Here is a 19,618-nt window from a genome sequence, read left to right as displayed (position 1 = left end):
ACATACCAAACGTCGGTATTAAAAATTAAGTGAAGGGATTTTAAAAATGAATAAAAGAATTTTTGAGGAGAAATGGGAAAAGAGTTTTTTGATTATTTTTATAGGGGAGGCTATCTCCGAAATAGGCAGTTACGCAGTACAGTTTTCACTGATATGGTGGATTGCAAGTAAGACATCATCACCTTTAATGATGGCATTATCAGGGTTAATGGCATTTTTACCTCAATTTTTTCTAGGACCATTTGTTGGTGTATGGATAGATCGCTTAAAACGAAAAGCAGTTATTATTTATGCGGATTTATTTATTGGAGTGGTAGCTACAGTTTATGCGGTATTTTTTCTTTTTGGCAATCCACCGTATTGGTCTGCTTGCGTTGTTCTTGGTATTCGTGCAATAGCAAATGTATTTTATACTCCGGCTATTCAGTCAGTGATACCAATGCTTGTTCCAAAGCATGGCCTTATTCGTGCCAATGGATGGATTCAGTTTATGCAGTCGGGAGCGTTAATGCTGGGACCGGTTTTGGGAGCAGCAATGTATGCAGTTTTACCTCTGCCGGTAATATTATTATCTGATTTGGTCGGTGCACTTGTGGCTAGCATATCTATTGGGATCATTAAGATTCCCGAACTTAAGCGAGAGCAATATCAAGCTCAGAATTTTACGAAAGAAATGAAGGAAGGATTTGATATATTTCTTCAAGATAAAAAACTTTTGATTGTTACACTTGCGGCTGCAATCGGTATGATTTTCTATATGCCGCTTTCATCATTCTTTCCTCTTATGACAAGCGAATATTTTCATGCATCTGCATGGCATGCAGGTATCGTCCAATTTGGGTATGCAGGAGGGATGATGATGTGTTCCATTTTGGTGGGAACATATGGAACTATAAAGAATAAGCTGTTTGTGGTGCATATAGGTCTTCTGGGGTTGGGGTTAACATCTTTTTTCAGCGGTATCCTTCCGCAAAGCAATACAGCATTTTGGATATATGCTGTATTGTGTACGCTCATGGGTGCAAGCGGTAATCTATACAACATTCCGTATATTGCCTATATGCAGGAAACTATACCGAAGGAAGCTCATGGACGTGCATTTTCAGTGATGAGCAGTTTGATGTCAGCTACAATGCCGCTGGGGCTTTTAATTGCCGGGGCAGTAGCGGAAATAAACGGAGTGGCCTCGTGGTTTTTTATTACCGGTGTTGCTTTTTTTATAATTACAGGTATGAGTATTTTTCTTACAAAATTCAAAAGAGTGATGTGATATTTATAAATTTATTACGATTATGAGTAGTCCACACAAATGAAGAATGTGATAGGCACGATTAAAGTACGTAATTTCATTAAAATGCTTTATAGGAGAGCAGAGAGAAGAATATTAAAAGAAATTTTGTTTTAAAGATCTCAATTTAATAGTAGTAAGGGCAAACCTGTCGAAAGACAGGGACGCAAAGCCAGAGGGGTCTAAAGTGTTTGCTACACTATGACAGCCGGTTGCCGCATTTACTATGTGTCTAAGACCTGCCCTCTTTTGCGGTAGGTTTTTATTTTTGTATGGGATAGCATATGGATGATGTGATATTGGAGGCAAAACAATATGCATAATAAAGATTTGGACAAGCTGGGTAAAATTATAAAAGCTGCTAGAAAAGAAAATAATCTCACTCGAGAGCAGCTAGCAGAAAAAATTAATATTACACCTCGCTATCTCATGTCTATTGAGAATGAAAACAAAAAGCCAAGCTATAATGTTCTTTTTAATCTTATTCGGAAATTAGGCATATCTGCAGATAGAATTTTTTTTCCTGAAAAACTGCATGCTGATTCAAAAGTTGGGTTACTCATCCAATTACTATATATGTGCGATGAAAGTGAACTCAATGTTATAACTGCAACAATAAAAGCTTTGATAGACAATAAAAAGTATTAAAAAGCATCCTATATGGAGGCATGTCAGACAAATAGATTTTGCAGCCTAAATAAGAAATGACAAGGGAAATTGTAAGTAAGCAATAGCTTTTTAATGTAACGGATTGCGCCGTCAAATAAAAAAGGTGAGTTTGTTGGGACTTTCTGTACTTGAGTGATGGTCCCCCCCTATGCTCACAAATTTGGAGGGTACTTTTATGCTTATTCAGTATGTCTTAAAAATTCAGCGACCGCTATTGAATGGCGGTCAAGCGTGATAAAGCAAACATTATTTTATACTTTATAACTAATGTTAAACTATTAAAAAAAGCTTATTTTGGGCAAGGGGCAAATATGACCAACAAGTAGAACTACCAGAGCCTAAAAATAGGATATATAAAAACGCAAGTCTTGTAAAAGCTCATTTGGATTGCACCCAAGTGAGCTTTTTTTGTCGTATAAAGCGGAATTGCGTCGGATGCCGTTCTCCACCCTCTGTTTTGGTTTTCCAAAAAATCAAAACGGAGGTTAGAATAATGAAAACGATCAATTTGCGGGATTATTACCCGTTTTATAAATCTGATTTTTTTATTGAGGTAGCTGATGAAATTGCACTATCCCTAAAACGCTTTGAACTGAATGACAGTGCCTATCGACTGCGTACATACAGGCATAAAGCGTACTACTCTCTTGACCGGAACGACGGTATTGAACATGAGATTGTGTTTATATCATTATCGCCCCAGGAAATTTACGAAAGAAGAATTACCAATAATGAGCTTTATGCTGCAATCAACAGCTTGCCGGAAAAACAAGCAAAGCGTATTTACGCATATTTCTTTTTAGGTATGAGTAAAGCGGCTATTGCAAAGGCAGAGGGTGTCCGGGAAAGTGCAGTCAGAGAATCCATTGAGCGTGGACTGAAAAATATTGAAAAGTTTCTTAAAAACTTTTTATAACACCCTGCGGTTTTGCCTCAAAAATGAACTGGTTATTAGAGGGACAACTTCTACCCCCTCGATTGAACTTTGACAATTAAATAGTTGTTTTCCGGTACGTTCCCCGTATGTCCTGAAAGGGAAAGCCAGATTGCAGGTACGCCAAGACCACCTGTTTGATGCCAATTACAATATAAGCAATGTATCTCACGCTATTATAAATTGGAAAGGTAAGGTGCGAGCGATCAATACCCGTGCAATAAATAGACAATGGTTATGTTTAAGGCGATGACACATACGAGGGATAATGATACTTCCGTCCAGCCACAGCCCCGCGAAGCGGGAACACGCAATGGGGGCGGCTCGGTGAGAACCACGGAGAGGTGTAATTCCTATGAGGATGGTCAGCCGCCATCTGCCGGATAAACACAAATGAAAATAAAACCAAAACAGAAATGTAGGTTAGGGGTGCGCTGTAATATATGACTATTTAAACAAAGGCGCCCCCTGATACTGCAAAAATATAGAAATTAGTGATTGTGAGGACGGAGGGGTTTTATGAAAGATAAATTGATTCGATATAGTATGCAAATTGCTATGTTGAGGCAATTATTGACTTTGGCTTTAATCACTGAGAAGGAATTTACATTAATTAAAAATAAGCTTATGCAGGACTATGGCGTAGTTTCAGACCTGACATCTTAATTTACACATTTGTCAGATATTCAATAGATTATTATACTGATTCCGTAATAATAAAAGCTGAAAGGGGGATTTATGATGCATGAAGTTGAAGTAATTAGAGCAAATAGGAAAGTATCTGAACGTACAGCAGGGAAGCTGACGGATATCTTGCGTGTTGCTCCTTATGCCAGAGTTAGTACGGATTCAGAGGAACAATTAAGCAGTTATAAATCACAGGTTGCTTATTATACGGACTTGGTAGAAAAGCGTAAGGATTGGGTTTTGGTAGACATCTATGCAGATGAAGCCATAACAGGCACACAGGTGACAAAGCGTGAGAATTTTCAACGTATGATTAATGATTGTATGGACGGAAAAATCGATATGATTATTACAAAATCTATATCAAGATTTGCAAGAAATACCTTGGATACTCTAAAATATGTCCGTATGTTAAAGGAAAAAAATATTGCAGTATTTTTTGAGGATGAAAATATTAATACGATGACAATGGACGGTGAACTGCTGCTTGTCATATTAAGCTCTGTTGCACAGCAGGAGGTTGAGAACATTTCTGCCAATGTAAAAAAGGGCTTAAAAATGAAAATGAAGCGCGGTGAACTGGTTGGCTTTCAAAGCTGCCTAGGGTACGATTATGACCCTGTTGAAAAGAGTATTTCTATCAATGAAGCAGAAGCAGGTGTGGTGCGCTACATATTTGACCGGTATGTTGATGGTGCCGGTGCCTATGTTATTGCAAAAGAGTTGACCGGCCTTGGATATAAAACCAGGTATGGTAATACACAATGGCATGATACAACCGTTTTAGGAATTATTAAAAATGAAAAGTACAAGGGTGATGTTTTGCAGGGCAAGACATTTACTGTTGATCCTATATCAAAGAGAAGACTGGATAACTATGGTGAGGAGGATCAATTCTATGTGAAAAATCATCATGAGCCTATTGTCAGTGAAGAAGTCTTTGAAAAGGCTCAGGGGATTTTAAGCCGAAGAGGCGCTAAGCGGCGTGGAGTTGAAAAGGGAAAGCGTGAAAAATACAGCAGAAAATATGCTTTCAGCAGCAAACTGGAATGTGCCTTTTGCGGAAGCAATTTATCACGCCGAAACTGGCATAGCGGTACTGTTCATGAAAAAGTGATCTGGCAGTGTGTAACAGCTACCAAGAAAGGCAAGAAATATTGTCCACCCAGTAAAGCAATTGAAGAGAAGATTCTTGAAGATGCTTTTGTTGAATCGTACAAGCTGTTGTGCGATAATAATTCTGATGTGCTTGATGAATTAGTAAAAAGAATGGAAGCTGTTTTAAAGAGTAATGATTTTCAAAAGCGGCTTGTAAAAGTGGAGAATGAAATTCAAGCCGTTGAGCAGAAAAGAAACCGGCTAATTGACCTTCACCTGGAGGAAAAAATAGATAAAGCTGCTTATGAAAAGAAGTACGAAGAGTTTCAACTGATTTTGGATGACCTTCTGAGTGAAAAGGAGCAATTGGAGCAGTCTTCTCAAGAAGAAATTGACCTGGCAAAGAGAATAGAACATTTTCGCAAGGTGCTTGAGAAAAATGAAATTTTAACGACTTTTGATCGATGTGTATTTGAAAGCATTGTGGAGAAGGTTATTATCGGAGAAGTAGATGAGGATGGAAAACCTAATCCATACAAGCTTACTTTCGTTTATAAGACCGGATTTTATAATGCCGTGCAGAGCAAAATGTATAAGCAGTTTAAAAAAAAGAGACGGCAAAATGATGTGGTAGATTTGCCTTCCTTTACCTCGACCGACACACGTGGAGTGTGTTGTGTTGATAATAAGAACTGATAAATGGAATGGTTAAAAAAGCTTATAGATAAAGGGTTTTCTAGATTGGAAGATTTTATAGCAAAATCTTTCAACTTAGAAAATCCTTGTTTTTTAATATATTAAGAACATATCCACTGTTAAAATTGGCGTAGGGTTGAGTTGACAGATTAGATAAATTCATAGGGTTGAGGAGATAGCTTAGATGTGATAAAATATATAAATAGACTAATTAACATATTGTATTATTGATGTAATGTTAAATAGGCTTTAAACCTATAAAGGGGAATAAATAAATGATCAATATTACTAAAATTAAAGGTATTTCAAATAGTTATCCAGAAGAAATTGAAGGAACAAACGAATGGTATTACTGTAGGGAAGAAGCGGATCCATGTTGTGATTTATATGATGCCTATGAAATATTTAATAGAGATGGATTTTTTAAAGGAATTATTCATCACTTAATCCATTACCCTGAGGGGGAATTTCATTCACCGTTTCAAATCCAAGATAATATATATGTTGAAAAACCAATATGGAATAACGGAGAATTAAATTTTTTAGTTGTTGATTTTCATCAAAATTTAATTAGAATTACAAAATATATTCCAGAAAAACAAAAATTAGAGGTTATAACTGAGTTGTCTTTATCAGAAGTTGAAGATTGTTATAATTTAATGCTTGAAACAACACCACTTACCCTTGGAAGAAGCGGAAATGATGGTTTTTACGAAATTATTTGGCCAGAAAAAAAGAAAATTGCAATTGGAAAAACAGAGACAGTATTATTTCGGGATGAAGATAAGTTATATCTATCAGAATGGTATGAAAATCCACAATATCATGAAAATGTAATAGTTAGAGATGTTCAAACAGGAGAAATAATAGAAAAAAGTGAAGGCTATTTACGTAGACTACCTAATAACGTGTACTGGAAAATCTAAGTAATAATTAAACACTGTTCATTTAGCTAAGAAGTGATATTGATGAGACGCCGTATGTCTAAAAATTCAATAATTTATTTTATATAGCACTAATGGAGGGAAATGCCATGGAGATTCCAGTTAGCAGTTCTTCATTTCAGAACTTTATTGTAGATAGTCAATTGTTTGAAAAAACAAATAAAGCGCTGATAAATTATCTAATAAATTGGTATAACGATAATCCGGAAGCTTTTATAGATGACATGAGAGCTGATTTGAATAGGATTTTACAAACGTACAATTTTCATAATGAGAGAGTTGCCATAAGTAAATCTTATAGCTATGAACCACCCCTTGATTATATTGCTTGTGATATAAGAATTACAGATGAAGAAGATTCTTGTTGTTGTGTTTATACAGCTTTTTTTGATCAAGAACTAAATATCTTTGATGATAAAATTTGCGGATAGATTATGAGTAGAATTTTTCCTTTATAATACTAGTTTAACAACAGAGAATAAACTTATATAGACGAGGTGTTTTATGCAATATAATCCAACAATACATTTCATACCACCCAAACCTCCAAAGAGAGAAAGAAGAGTAGGTATATACTGTAGAGTCAGTAGTAATAGTTCTGAACAACTAAAAAGCCTTTCTGCACAGGTATCTGCACTTACCAGATTAACTGCAGCCGCACCGCAGTGGCTTCTTGTTGATGTGTATATGGACATAGCCTCTAGTAAAACTGGTTCTTCTCGGAAAGAGTTTGCACGTATGATTGAAGATTGTCACTCACATAACCTTGAGATTATATTCACAAAGAGTATTAGCCGATTTGGTAGGGATACAGTTGATACACTTGAAGCCTTAAATCAGCTAAAAACATTAGGAGTGAGAGTTATATTTGAGCAAGAGGATTTGGATACTGCAAATATAGATAGTGAACTCATGATTTCTATCATCGAAGCTATAGCACAGGCTGAAAATGAATCTAGATCTGATAATATAAAATGGGGTATCAAACAACGTGCCGCACAAGGTACTTCAAAGCTATATAATAGAAAATGCTATGGATATTACAATGATGAAGATGGTAACCTGGCTATTGATGAGAAAGAGGCGAAAAATGTTCGCATGATATTTAGCCTCTATATTCAGGGTAAGAGTGTTTTAGGTATTGTGAAAGAACTGGAACGGTTGGGGATCAAGTCTCCTACTGGAAAGGCTACATGGCCTAAGAGAACAATTGACGTAATACTCAGTAATGAAAAGTATATGGGCAATGTGCGGTTGTTGGATAACGGAAAGCATAGCGCATGTTATTTAGCTGAAGACAACAATCCGGCCATAATCTCTAAGGAAACATTTCAAGCCGTGCAGATTGAAAAACAGCACCGAAGCAATGTTATAAAAGGCGAAGAAGGAAATCAGCGAAAAAGCAGAAAATACAGCTCAAAGAAGTAGATTTTAGAAAAGGGAGTTTTTTATATTTAGCGAGGTGCATTTATGAAATATTTTTGTTATGTAAGTGATCGTGTGGGAACATGTTATCATGAATTTTACAAAGGCAAATGGGATCATAAAACCTTCTGGACATCAGATTCAATACTAATACACGACGATACTTTTATGGAGTTAGAAATATACAAAGCATTTGCAGCAGTTATTCCTAATTATGATCTATATGGAGTAACAGAAGTTAATCAATCCCAATGGAAAGATATACTTTATTATACATCGCAATTGGCTACTGAAGCAAAAACAGCCCTTAATGAAGCTACATTTTGGGTAAATGAAGTATTCGAAAATGAAAAAGTATTTACAATATTAGGGATATAAATCGCAAATTTTAAAGACGTAAAAATCAAATAGCCTAATCGAGAATTATTTAGCGAGAGGACAGGATGGATATCAAACCAGTATAAACACAGCATTTTTGCTGCATTTTTGAAAAGTGTAAAATAGCCTAACAATTTCATGTTGAGTGTGTAATAATGATGACGAATAGTGGTTCTAAGGGAAAATGAGACTGGACAACCACTATATGTAGTGGTTTTGGAGCGAAAATCGGGCAAAAATCGGGCCGAAAAAATGCATTTTTTGCCCCTGTTTTTTGGGGCATTTTATAGATGACATTTAATATTTTGAGTCCATGCTTGAATTTTTCATAGATGGACAATAAAATGGTAAAAAATGAGTCCTTTTATAAAGCATGTAGACAAATAGGAATTTGTCGGGCAGTTTTGAACCAGAGATTGTTTTGATAACTTTACGATAACAAAGCGACGGTATGCCCCATTACCATATTGCAGGCGCTGTAATGGGGGGATAATAGTGGGTGCATTATGATTAAAAGAGAACTGATCAGTCAGAGTATTGACTATATGCTACAACACCTTGACGAAGGCATTACGATTAAAGAAGTGGCAAACCACTTTCATTATTCAGAATTCTATTTCAGCAGGGTTTTTAAGGCGGTAACGGGCGAAAGTGTATATGCGTTTATCAAGCATCTGAAAATGGATCAAAGTGCGATTGACATTAAGCTGAAACAGCATAAGGCAATCACCGATATTGGATTAGATTACGGATATAGTTCCTCCAATTATAGTTCTGCATTTAGGCAGCATCATAGTCTTTCTCCAACTGAATTTCGTAAATCTACCGGGGCAACAAGTATTGCGAATCCGTTTTACCCTGAAATTGTTGATTACTTTGAAACCTTCGACGACTACGATGCCAGAATGAAAATCGTATTGTTGCACGATGTTCAGGTCATTTATGAGAGAGTCTTTGGAAATTACGGCGGACTGAAGGAAAAATGGTTTCAATTTTTGGATACCTACAAGGATCATATTCAGGATGATACCTTAATGATTGAAAGGTTCTATGACGACCCTACGATTACTTCTCTGAATAGTTGCATATGCGATCTGTGCATAACAGCAGACAATACTTGTAAATTAGAGAATATCGCAACGATAAAAGGCGGGAAATTTGCGACTTACCGATTTGAGGGAGAAATAAAAGATATATTTCGCGCGCTTCAAGGAATCTTCGCTGTTTGGTTTCCTAAAAGCGGTTACGAGATGGATGAAAAATACGGACTAAATATCTATCGAAAGATTGATAGAGCAACGAGTTGTGTAGTAATGGATTTGTGCATACCGGTTAAATAGGGCAAGAATTCAGAAGTTTGGCGCTAAGGCTTATTGCTAAAATGAGATTGATCCAGCGGGATCGTTATCATTTTTGCAATAGGTCTTTTTTAATGCTGTCATGGAGGTGTCAATATGTTCGACATAAGAACAATTCAGGAACAGGTTATTTACGAAGCAGTTAAGCGCGAAAGCGATGATGAAACAGCAAAAGCGATTGTGTATGGAGATGATGGGTCTGCCAAGAGCCAGGATAATGCTTCCTGGACGAAGTCTACCATGCGCCGGTTAGAAAATAAATTTGATCCGGAAACCACAAAGCAAATCAGGATGGCCTGCCAGTGCGGTTATGGGATGGACGAAAAGCTAGCGCTGATAGAGAATCTGATAGCATCTTCATCTTGCATGGAGGAATTTGCAAGCTCCGAGAAAGCAAAAGTGGCGGGTCTGTTTTATCAGGACGGCGTAATTTATCTGCAATTTCAATTTTGCCCCTGCCCTATGCTTGCAGATGTGGACAGATTTGAAACGAACACATGGTGCCAGTGTACGACAGGGTATAGCAAGGTTCTCTTTGAAAAAGCCTTTGGTTGCGAGGTCGATGTAGAATTATTAAAAAGCGTAAAAATGGGCGATGATGTTTGTCTGATGACAATAATACCGCATGATTGCATCTCCGCTTTTTGTAAAGGGGATGCAATATGAACTGTTTTGAAGCAGCGGAATATGAGATTATCCCTACCGAAACATATAAAATTTTGCGTAACTGTTCCGGTTGCGGCAGCAAAACTGTTTGCCGCAGCACCAACAAGGTTAGGGTGAACGCCAATGGAAAACAGATTGATGTATGGCTGATTTATCAATGTACTAAATGTAAACATACATACAATCTGCCGATTCGCTCGCACATCAACAAGAACCGTTTGAATAAGGCAGAGTATGAGGCATTGCTGCGAAACGACCAAGAAATTGTATATCAATATGGTTTGGACAGGGTTTTATTTCAGAAAAACGATGCTGAGATTTTGGAAGAGCCGGCTTATGTTTTGAGGGATACCGGCGAAGATACGGAGGGAGATGCTATAAGGTTTCGTAACCCCTATCATTTGCGAATACGCTATGACAAGCTAATTGCTGAATGCCTGAAAATATCTCGATCCGAAGCGAAAAGGGTTTTGGAAAACGGTGTGTTATCCGTAGAGCAACCTTCCGATAATGAGGTAATATTCCAATATTGATGTGTAAGTATTATAAGAAGAATAATAGGAACATTACAAAATCCAATTTATCAGTGAATTGATGAGTATAGAGGTGGTTTGATGGCTAAACATGAATTCGGAATCTTTTGAATATGCCGCCTCTGATTTGACACTTTGACCGCATTAATTGAACAGTGTGACCGCTTTAAATTGAACACGCATTCCGGATAAATTGAACAGCAAAACGGTGAAAATTTATGACCACCCTGTAAAATGGATTTATACATCAATAAATGATGTAAATACATTTGGGGAGGGTCATAAGATGACCGATTACAAAGAGATTCTGCGGCTAAGCAGCCTCGGAATCAACAACACGCAAATTGCATCCAGCTGTAGATGCTCAAGGACTACGGTGGTTAGTGTGTTGCAGAAAGCAAAGGATTGCAGTATAAGCTGGCAGTTGGCAGCGGACATGTCAAACAAGGAACTTTCTAAGCACTTGTTCCCAACAGAGACCAATAAACCTATGTACAAAATGCCTGATTACGAATATGTCCATCGTGAAATGGCAAAAAGCGGTGTTACACTTACTTTACTGTGGGTGGAATATTGTGACCAATGTAGAGAGGCCGGAGAAATCCCCTACAAGTCTACTCAGTTTAACAAGTATTACAGCGATTTTGTAAAAAGTACAAAAGCCACAATGCATATTAACCGCAAACCGGGCTGTCGATTCTCAAATTAAACCAGAAAAATTTCTCAGTTTAAAATAGATTAAAATTACCCAAAAGGCAAGATATTCTCAAATTAATAAAGAAGATTTAAAAGCAATTATCAAAATAGCGTAGTATTTCTACTGAATACTTGGGACTCTGTCCCAAACCCTGGGATTTTACGCATTTATTCTCCAAAAGCACGAAAAAGGCAGCCATATATATGACCACCTTTTTCATGCTTTTTATAGAATCCTATCAGGCGCTCAGGTTGCATCTCTGCAGAGCCCTATCCTCCCGGCAGGCAAGAGCCTAATAATGAATTTTATCAGCTAAAGCATTTAATGCACAAGCAACAGTGATACCGTCAATTTTCCCTAAAACTCGGACTAACTTTTCTGTATTCCAGAATATATCCTTTGGATTTGCTAAATGACATCCGGCATTGAAATCCGGCATGCAAGCAAAAGCTCCCAGCTTTGTTTTACCAAACAATACTAATATTGATGACCTGCTCTCAATTCTGATTTCATAATGTGTACCATGGCAATTAAAATTTGTAATTTTACCAACCCATTTTTCGTTTCTATGGTTACTTTCTTGGTATATGGGGACGTGCCTGATTTTGCACATAATTATTAACTAGTAACAATTCAAATGATACAATCCTGTTTGGAGGTGGTAAGTATGAGCAGGTCACCAAGGGTATTGAGCCAAACAGGATTGTATCATATTATTTTTAGGGGCTTAAATAGACAGAATATATTTGAAGAAGACGCTGATTTTCACAAAATGCTTGAGATATTATTCGGAATAAAAAAAGAAAGATGTGTCGAAGTATATGCATATTGCTTAATGTATAACCATGTGCATCTGTTTATTAGAGAAAACTGTACGGGCGATATTGTGAAAGTTATGCACAAATTGCTGACGAAATATGTAGGCTGGTACAATTTCAAATACCAGAGAAGCGGAAGTCTTATCGGTAACAGATATAAAAGTGAACCTATAGAAGATGAGCGGTATTTTTTTGCATTGACGCGATATATTCATCAAAATCCGATAAGGGCCGGAATTGTCAAAGAAATAAGCAAATATGCTTGGAGCAGTTATAATGATTATATGTCATTAGATTCAGGACAAAAGATTACAGATACCTATTTAATACTGAAAATGTTATCTACAGACGCGGAAGAAGCTAGACGAGAGTTTATCGAGCTACAAAAAGAAATTGGAAGTGAGAACTTCCATATAACCGACAGTAAAAAATTAACTGATGAACAATTGCGTAGAAAGATTATTAAGTGTTTAGACGGGTTAGATCCTAAAGAAATTAGAAACAAGCCTCGAAAAGAGCGAGATGAAATATTGCGATATTTGAGAGAAAAAGAAAAGTTTACAATAGGACAGTTGGAGCGGCTAACGGGTATTTCAAGGGGAATAATTACACGCTATAACGTGCAAAAATAGGCACGTCCCTAAGCATTCTCTTTAGAAACAAGCCTCGAAAAGAGCGAGATGAAATATTGCGATATTTGAGAGAAAAAGAAAAGTTTACAATAGGACAGTTGGAGCGGCTAACGGGTATTTCAAGGGGAATAATTACACGCTATAACGTGCAAAAATAGGCACGTCCCTAAGCATTCCTTAAATAGGCACGTCCCTAAGCATTCCTTAACAGCGGAATCATTCGATTATGAATTTTACGGTCACCAGCAAGTACAAAACGCTGGGATGGTGCTGACGGAACACGGCTACATCCGACGTAATGAAGAATCCTTTTACTATGATTGCAGCCAAGCGCCAACAAAGCCGGAAATGAGAATGTGATAAGCAGTAGTTCCGTGGTATTGATAATGTCGGGCTTTAATTTTAAGCAGACTGTTTCATTGGGGCGTTGTTATCAGGCAGGATATTATATGCGATGATTGAGCGTCGGCTGCCTTGGCATACCTTGACATTATATCGGAACGCCGATATAATGAACATAGGTGATGAAAATGACAATACAACAGCTTATGCAGGACATGCAGATGTCCCGCTATCGTTTATCAAAAATCAGTGGGATTCCATGGGCAACCCTCGCGGATATTTATTCCGGAAAAACCCGTCTGGACCGATGCGGCGCAGGGACGCTTTCCAAGCTATCTAAAGCACTCGGTCTATCCATGGAGGAACTGCTGGCACTGGAAACAGAGCCGAAAAAAAGCACGGCAGATGGGAAACCGAATAGAAAAATGTACTTGGAAACCGAATTGTCCGGGAGTATCCAAAAAGCAATCAAAGAATACTTGCAAGGCGAAAAGGAGCAGGTGCTGCATCTTGACTGTTTATGGAATGAGTTATATGGAGCCATTAATGCCGACTTTTGGTCGGGATTAATTACGGAGGAACAGGCAGGCTACCTGCGTGAAAAATATCTTGGTTTAGGCGGAAAGGAGGATGGTATTTATGATTGATTTTACCTTATGTGAAGTAAATAAATTCAGAGCCTACGGCGGGGCAAACGGAAATAAAATCAATATTTTGTATGAGGGCAGCAGCTACATGCTGAAATTCCCTCCGGTTCCCAGCCGTAATAAAGCAATGAGCTACACCAACGGCTGTATCAGTGAATATCTCACCTGCCATATCTTTGCCGCCCTCGGATTTAAGACACAGGAAACCCTGCTGGGAACCTATACTGATTCGCGCGGAAAAGAAAAAGTGGTCGTAGCCTGCGGCGATTTTACCGAGGGTGGCAAAAAGCTCATGGAGTTTGCCCATCTGAAGAATACCTGTATCAGCAGCGAACAGAATGGATATGGAAAGGAGCTTTCCTCCATCCAGCAGGCAATTGACGAGCAGTCCCTTCTGCCACAGGATCAGCTTCGGGATTTCTTTTGGGATATGTTTATTGCCGATGCACTGCTCGGCAATTTTGACAGGCACAATGGCAATTGGGGTATTCTTGTGGATGAGCAGTCTAAGACGGCTGAAATTGCTCCGGTTTATGATTGCGGCTCCTGCCTCTACCCGCAGCTTGCCGTCAACGATATGGAAGCTGTCCTGAATAGTGAAGATGAGCTCGACAAGCGTATCTATGTCTTTCCCTCTTCATCTATTGAGGAAAACGGAAAGAAAATACCCTACTTTGAGTTTATCTCTTCTCTGAAAAATCCGGACTGCACGGCAGCGCTTAAAAGAGTTTCTGCGAGGATCGATATGGAAAAGATACAGGCGCTCATTGATGAAACACCGTCACTGCTTCCAATACAAAAGGAATTTTACACGGTGATGATTTCAGAGCGAAAGGCAAAGATTCTTGATTACAGTATGGAACAACTCATGAAGTTGGAAAGACAGGAACCGAAACAAGAGAGGCTGAAAAACCAGGGACAGCAGTTTTCTATGTGACTCAAAAAAGTATATTGACGGCTTCAAATGGTTTATCAACTAATAAAAGAAATATGGCATCTTTTCATTTGTATGGTAAAACTGAAATTCAGGGTATATGCTGTGAAGGAGAAAGCTTAAATGATACATTTAGTTTATTGTGATAATATTGGAAAAAGCGGAGAATGTGTGCTGGATAAAATTATGAGTGGAACAAAGACGATGGTTGTGCGAGGTGCTACAGGCCGGAAAATTCCTCACAGCAGAGTATTTGTAGGAGAGACTCTGTATTTTATGGAAAAGGGAACTGCTAAAATTTCCGCTCTTGCAACAGTAAAGTCTGTTCAAAACTATGTTAAGCTCACTGATAGTGAAATTATAAAAATTCTTGCGGATAATCAATTAAAACTCAACTTAACGGATAAACAAAAGAAACGCTGGCATAAAAAGTGTCTGTGTCTTGTTGAGTTTTGCGATATAAAAGCTATCGACCCACCCCTTGCTTTTGACCATCAAGGCAATATGGACGATTGGCTAATCATTGAAAAAATTAAAGATGTGGTTGTTGGAACCAGTATTCCATACAACTATGAAAAGTCAAGGTTCTAGATTATGGCTATGTGGAATCCTTGGCGAGGCTGCCATAAGTATAGTGAGAGGGATATGAAAATGTAACGGTGGGCTGTACCATAGAAAATGAGGAAATGGCTGACTTTAGGTTATCAATTTTCAACATGCCGCCTGTTAAACATAAAAACGTTATTTGCCAACCTCTTATAGATCAGGTTAATATCGAAAAACATCTTGATGGTGTAGAGCTTGTAGTGGTTGGCGGTGAATCAGATTATCATACACGACCATTAAACTACGATTGGGTTTTATCTCTCAGACAACAGTGCATAAATACGAATACTCATTTTGAATTTAGGTAATGCGGTACACATTTTATAAAGGATGGTAAAAATTATACGCTTATTGTAAGACAGCTTTGCAGTCAAGCGAAAAAAGCAGGGATTGACTGTTAGCGGATAGAAAGCAGGAGCAGAGAAAATGAAAAAGAAAGCAAAGTTAATAACAATTATACTATCTTGTATAGCTTTCATAGCTATCGCGGGGTATTTAGTTATAGGCGATCCAGTTATATTCATGAATAATCAGAAATTAGAAAACTCGTTTAAATCTTTTGAAGGGGACACTATTAAACTGAATGAAGCTGTTCCTTTTGATTGGGATATAGTTTATACTTTTGAACCCTATGCCAGTAAAGAAAGCATCGAAGAAATTGTTGGGTTTAAAAGTGCTTATATTAAAGAAAACAATATCAATGAAGGAATGGTGCATTTGTTGTTTGTAAAAGATAAAAAAGTAGTGGCCAGCGTACTTGGATACAGCGCAAACTTGGGATATAGTTTAAGTTTTTCACAAAAAATAGAATTTAATGATAATGCCGTTTTCACAGCATCTAATTCTGATGGAGTTATAAATCTTATCCATGCAAAATAAGCATAATGTGAATGAACGATGGTTGATGATTTGAACATTTTTTATAATTTCTATTCCGGCACAAGCATGGTTAGACGGAATTGGTGATAAGGCGGTTCTTATTTCGTCAATAAAACAAGCGGATAAAGAATGCGGTAGCTGCGGTTGTGAATTTGACTCATTATACAAAAGGGCATTGGAGTTACAGGATTTATTATAAAGGGAGTTCAACAATTTCTAAATTTATAGAGCCATGTAAACTTCGGTATTTATATTAGACGAGTGGAGAGACAAGAATGAAAAGAAAAAAGTATATTTTAGTAGCAGCTATTATAATTTTGAGTGTTGTATTTATCAGCTTCTTTTTTCAACAGTGTAAGCCTGATGGTTCGACACTTGAAAGCAGAGAATTGCGGTTAAGCCAATCAGATAATGGAATCCACATTGCTGCGGAGATTAAAATAGATGAACATATTATAAGTGGAATAATTGATGCGAATAACAAGTATGGGTTGGCAATATTTGAGCCGGAAGATAATAATAAATATAAATTGCAAACAAGATTTTTGAGAGACAACGATGAAATAATTACTGGACATACTGTTATAAATGGAACAGGCTATGATTTGTTTTGGTATAATCAAGCAGATTTAGACTATGCACAGGTAACATATACAGTACAGGGTAAAAAACTTGAGCCAATAAAACTTGATGCCAGAGAAAATAAAATCCTTTACTATAAGGCTCCAAGCAACGACTATTCTATAGAAGTGACTTTTTATGATACTCAAGGAAATCGATACGAATAAGTTAGTCCTTATTTCTGAAGAAAATTAAGCCACTACACCTATCCAGCGTTGGGAAAATCCGATTTGGGATACAACCTGAAAAGAGCAATAAATACAGTAGGAGTTAAGGGGATATTAGCTGAAATATAGGGGCTATACCCTTTATTTTTATATGTTACGGCTTATTACCTGGCAATTCTTTTCAAATTTATTTTTTGTTATGATTCAAATCCGGTTTTCGGACAGTCTGTGGGGTGTGCACAATTTCGCAAAAATGAACGAGATTTAATTAATTGAAAAAAAGGAGTGTATCCGTGTATGATTAATGGAGAAATGAAAAAAGTATCACCATCCATGGATGAATGGCTCAAAGAAGCGAAGGCTGATCCAGCCGCTTTAAAGGTAGGTATGTTTTTGGTTCATAACGGCGTTGTGCGCCAAACACCCAAAGCCAAGGTCCGTCAAGAGCTTGATGACGGTTCATTGGTGAAGGGAATGGAATTTGCTTATGATGCCGCAAAGGTGGATGCAGCCGTTGCTGAAACCTATAAGATGGAGGGCATCTTTTATATCAGGGTTTGGCTCAATGAAGGCTGGCTCGAGGTCGGTGATGATATAATGTATATACTTATAGGAGGCGACATCAGACCGCATGTTGTTGATGCCTTGCAATTCCTTGTTGAGAAGATCAAAAGTGAATGTGTTACTGAAATAGAACAAAAGCAGTAATTAACTTCAAAGTGTCGGGCAGAAGGACCGCATCGTCGAAATCATGCGTTGCAAGGACGTAGGCACGACTTGAACCAAGCATGAGTGCGGGGAGTATGCTAAATCTTATGTAAGCCAATAGCAATATGTATTTTTTAGTAAAAGCCGTGATACCTGTTGCAAGGGTATCACAGCAGCGTATAAGTAATGCTTTTACTATTGAAATGAACATGGATATGTTTTCGTGGACGGCGCACACATCTTCTCTTGCCTGAGCCGCTCTTCATGCCGAACAACATCTGTGTTGCTAGGCTTTGATCCTATTAGTCTGGGAATGATTCGGGTGATTTTTTTACCAATATTATGTTGTGTCAGCAATTGGATTAAAAGAAAATTCATTATTACTGTTTATTTTTGGATCTAAATGGTCTGTAGAATGCGCCGATATCATCTGCTAGAAGTTCGGGTTCTTCCATGGCAGTAAAATGTCCTCCCCGAGGCATTGAAGTCCAGCGAGTTATATTCAGGTTGCGCACAGCCCATTCTTTGGGTGGTAATAATATATCAGCCGGGAAAAGTGCAATGCCTGTCGGTACCCCTATGTGACCCATCAATGGTAAAGAATGCGTGTTCTCATAATACATACGTGTTGATGACCCTATAGTATTTGTAACCCAATAGATCATTATATTCGTGAGTAGTTCATTCTCGCTAAATCTTTGCCGAATGTCGCCATTACAATCGCTCCATGCACGGAATTTTTCAATAATCCAACCAGCTAAACCTACTGGTGAGTCGGAAAGTCCGTACGCAAGAGTCTGGGGTTTTGTCGATTGAATTGACATATAGGCTCCCTCTCGGGAAATCCATTCCTGAGCACTTCTTTTGTATGGCAGTTCTTCTTAGAAAGATCTGCCGGACCTTGTGAATTTACGAGATTTTTGATTATACCGATGTCGGTCAGGTGAATTCCGAATAGAAGTTCTGGATGGTTTAATGCCAAATATCTTGTAACACCAGATCCAATATCACCACCTGCAGCAGCGAATTTTCCATAGCCGAGTTCTTCAGTCATTAGTTTGGCCCATAGCTCGGAAACACGAAAATTGTTCATGCCGCCATGCTCAGGACGACTGGAGAAACCAAATCCAGGTAGTGAAGGGACGATTACATCGAAAGAGTCCTCTGGGTCACCGCCGTGACGAGCCGGATCAGTGAGAAGAGGAATAATCTTCTGGTATCGTGTGTAACTGTCAGGCCATCCGTGGGTAAGGATAATTGGTAAAGGACACGGTCCATTACCTCGCTCGTGAACGAAGTGTACATCTATCCTATCGATATTACAGTGAAACTGAGAAAAGCGGTTCAATTCGGATTCTTGTGCGCGCCAATCAAAATGGTTCCGCCAATACGAAACGAGCGATTGTAAATAGCCTATATCAGTACCTTGTTCCCAACCGGTGTTTTCTAATTGATCTGGCCAGCGGACATGCTCCAGTCTATATTTTAGATCTTCAAGTATTTCATTTGATACTTGGATATGAAAACGTTCAACAGACATATTGTTTCTCCTTTCGTTTAGTAGTTATGGCATATGTCTATTTGCCATAATTTGATGCAAAACTATATTAAAAGTGTACCATTTTAAAAATATGATACAATGATATAAATGAAATTTTTAACTATACTATCTGCACAGAGAGGAGGCAGCGATGCCACAATTTGATCGCCATAAAAACAGAACTGTAAACATTGAATTTGTTACTGCTGAGGACTTTAATGCTCTTTCTTATGAGGAGCGTTTTACAATTATTTTTGTTAGCGAGGGAAGTATCATAGGGATATTGAATGAGCGCCCAATGAAAATATCTGCTCCAGGTGTTCTATGCTTATCTAAAGACGATATGATAAA

General features: G+C 37.9%; 21 protein-coding genes, 2 pseudogenes and 1 riboswitch. Of the genes and pseudogenes, 21 read left to right on the top strand and 2 right to left on the bottom strand.

Going from position 1 to position 19,618, the window contains the following annotated elements; all coding sequences use genetic code 11:
• Positions 1-46 precede the first annotated feature (46 nt).
• The 13 genes from QKW49_RS02980 to QKW49_RS02920 all read left to right on the top strand — a co-directional run bounded on the left by QKW49_RS02980 (position 47) and on the right by QKW49_RS02920 (position 11,385).
• Positions 47-1,270: an MFS transporter gene (locus QKW49_RS02980; protein ID WP_282866105.1), complete on the top strand. Its 1,224-nt coding sequence runs from the start codon at positions 47-49 to the stop codon at positions 1,268-1,270.
• A gap of 149 nt (positions 1,271-1,419) precedes the next feature.
• A riboswitch (cyclic di-GMP riboswitch) is annotated at positions 1,420-1,508 on the top strand.
• Positions 1,509-1,603: 95 nt separating this feature from the next.
• Positions 1,604-1,936: a helix-turn-helix transcriptional regulator gene (locus tag QKW49_RS02975; protein ID WP_282866104.1), complete on the top strand. Its 333-nt coding sequence runs from the start codon at positions 1,604-1,606 to the stop codon at positions 1,934-1,936.
• Positions 1,937-2,450: 514 nt separating this feature from the next.
• Positions 2,451-2,873: a sigma factor-like helix-turn-helix DNA-binding protein gene (locus QKW49_RS02970; protein ID WP_282866103.1), complete on the top strand. Its 423-nt coding sequence runs from the start codon at positions 2,451-2,453 to the stop codon at positions 2,871-2,873.
• 537 nt (positions 2,874-3,410) lie between these two features.
• Positions 3,411-3,557, top strand: coding sequence for an SHOCT domain-containing protein (locus QKW49_RS02965; RefSeq protein ID WP_282866102.1), 147 nt, complete (start codon positions 3,411-3,413; stop codon positions 3,555-3,557).
• Positions 3,558-3,632: 75 nt separating this feature from the next.
• Positions 3,633-5,372 (top strand): recombinase family protein, encoded by a 1,740-nt coding sequence (locus QKW49_RS02960; protein WP_282868047.1) that lies wholly within the window; start codon positions 3,633-3,635, stop codon positions 5,370-5,372.
• A 275-nt stretch (positions 5,373-5,647) separates the two neighbouring features.
• Complete coding sequence (locus QKW49_RS02955) at positions 5,648-6,298, top strand: hypothetical protein (protein ID WP_282866101.1); 651 nt, start codon at positions 5,648-5,650, stop codon at positions 6,296-6,298.
• 107 nt (positions 6,299-6,405) lie between these two features.
• The gene (locus tag QKW49_RS02950) at positions 6,406-6,747 is read left to right on the top strand and encodes a hypothetical protein (protein ID WP_282866100.1); all 342 of its coding nucleotides are present in this window, start codon (positions 6,406-6,408) and stop codon (positions 6,745-6,747) included.
• Between the two features lie 73 nt (positions 6,748-6,820).
• Positions 6,821-7,744: a recombinase family protein gene (locus QKW49_RS02945; RefSeq protein ID WP_282866099.1), complete on the top strand. Its 924-nt coding sequence runs from the start codon at positions 6,821-6,823 to the stop codon at positions 7,742-7,744.
• Positions 7,745-7,786: 42 nt separating this feature from the next.
• Positions 7,787-8,119 carry a hypothetical protein gene (locus tag QKW49_RS02940; RefSeq protein ID WP_282866098.1) on the top strand — a complete coding sequence of 111 codons (333 nt, stop codon included), beginning with the start codon at positions 7,787-7,789 and terminating at the stop codon, positions 8,117-8,119.
• Positions 8,120-8,625: 506 nt separating this feature from the next.
• Positions 8,626-9,459 carry an AraC family transcriptional regulator gene (locus QKW49_RS02935; protein WP_282866097.1) on the top strand — a complete coding sequence of 278 codons (834 nt, stop codon included), beginning with the start codon at positions 8,626-8,628 and terminating at the stop codon, positions 9,457-9,459.
• Between the two features lie 114 nt (positions 9,460-9,573).
• The gene (locus tag QKW49_RS02930; protein WP_282866096.1) at positions 9,574-10,143 is read left to right on the top strand and encodes a DUF6144 family protein; all 570 of its coding nucleotides are present in this window, start codon (positions 9,574-9,576) and stop codon (positions 10,141-10,143) included.
• Complete coding sequence (locus tag QKW49_RS02925) at positions 10,140-10,676, top strand: DUF1062 domain-containing protein (protein WP_282866095.1); 537 nt, start codon at positions 10,140-10,142, stop codon at positions 10,674-10,676. The genes QKW49_RS02930 and QKW49_RS02925 overlap by 4 nt, the downstream gene beginning before the upstream one ends.
• 286 nt (positions 10,677-10,962) lie before the next feature.
• Positions 10,963-11,385: a hypothetical protein gene (locus QKW49_RS02920; RefSeq protein WP_282866094.1), complete on the top strand. Its 423-nt coding sequence runs from the start codon at positions 10,963-10,965 to the stop codon at positions 11,383-11,385.
• A gap of 280 nt (positions 11,386-11,665) precedes the next feature.
• Here the strand turns inward: QKW49_RS02920 and QKW49_RS25950 are convergent, their stop codons facing one another.
• Positions 11,666-11,986 (bottom strand): DUF6618 family protein, encoded by a 321-nt coding sequence (locus tag QKW49_RS25950; RefSeq protein ID WP_349239066.1) that lies wholly within the window; start codon positions 11,984-11,986, stop codon positions 11,666-11,668.
• A 54-nt stretch (positions 11,987-12,040) separates the two neighbouring features.
• Here QKW49_RS25950 and QKW49_RS02910 point away from each other — a divergent pair, with 54 nt between their 5' ends.
• From QKW49_RS02910 to QKW49_RS02875, 8 genes and pseudogenes are all read left to right on the top strand, one after another.
• Positions 12,041-12,823, top strand: coding sequence for a transposase (locus QKW49_RS02910; protein WP_282866091.1), 783 nt, complete (start codon positions 12,041-12,043; stop codon positions 12,821-12,823).
• A 530-nt stretch (positions 12,824-13,353) separates the two neighbouring features.
• Positions 13,354-13,812 carry a helix-turn-helix transcriptional regulator gene (locus QKW49_RS02905; RefSeq protein WP_282866090.1) on the top strand — a complete coding sequence of 153 codons (459 nt, stop codon included), beginning with the start codon at positions 13,354-13,356 and terminating at the stop codon, positions 13,810-13,812.
• Complete coding sequence (locus tag QKW49_RS02900; RefSeq protein WP_282866089.1) at positions 13,805-14,749, top strand: HipA domain-containing protein; 945 nt, start codon at positions 13,805-13,807, stop codon at positions 14,747-14,749. Before QKW49_RS02905 ends, QKW49_RS02900 begins: the two co-directional genes overlap by 8 nt.
• Before the next feature lie 120 nt (positions 14,750-14,869).
• Positions 14,870-15,337: a hypothetical protein gene (locus QKW49_RS02895; protein ID WP_282866088.1), complete on the top strand. Its 468-nt coding sequence runs from the start codon at positions 14,870-14,872 to the stop codon at positions 15,335-15,337.
• A gap of 50 nt (positions 15,338-15,387) precedes the next feature.
• Positions 15,388-15,753, top strand: a pseudogene (locus QKW49_RS02890) (DUF5131 family protein); the annotation flags it as partial.
• 25 nt (positions 15,754-15,778) lie between these two features.
• The gene (locus tag QKW49_RS02885; protein WP_282866087.1) at positions 15,779-16,231 is read left to right on the top strand and encodes a hypothetical protein; all 453 of its coding nucleotides are present in this window, start codon (positions 15,779-15,781) and stop codon (positions 16,229-16,231) included.
• Positions 16,232-16,506: 275 nt separating this feature from the next.
• The gene (locus tag QKW49_RS02880; RefSeq protein ID WP_282866086.1) at positions 16,507-17,019 is read left to right on the top strand and encodes a hypothetical protein; all 513 of its coding nucleotides are present in this window, start codon (positions 16,507-16,509) and stop codon (positions 17,017-17,019) included.
• A gap of 297 nt (positions 17,020-17,316) precedes the next feature.
• Positions 17,317-17,727, top strand: coding sequence for a molybdenum cofactor biosynthesis protein MoaE (locus tag QKW49_RS02875; RefSeq protein WP_282866085.1), 411 nt, complete (start codon positions 17,317-17,319; stop codon positions 17,725-17,727).
• Positions 17,728-18,107: 380 nt separating this feature from the next.
• On the opposite strand, the pseudogene QKW49_RS02870 reads toward QKW49_RS02875, so the two are convergent.
• A pseudogene (locus QKW49_RS02870) lies at positions 18,108-19,267 on the bottom strand (epoxide hydrolase family protein).
• Positions 19,268-19,618: the final 351 nt, after the last annotated feature.

This window comes from Petroclostridium sp. X23, from assembly GCF_030013905.1.
Lineage (GTDB): Bacteria > Bacillota > Clostridia > SK-Y3 > SK-Y3 > X23.
This window is presented reverse-complemented; position numbering and strand designations above follow the sequence as displayed.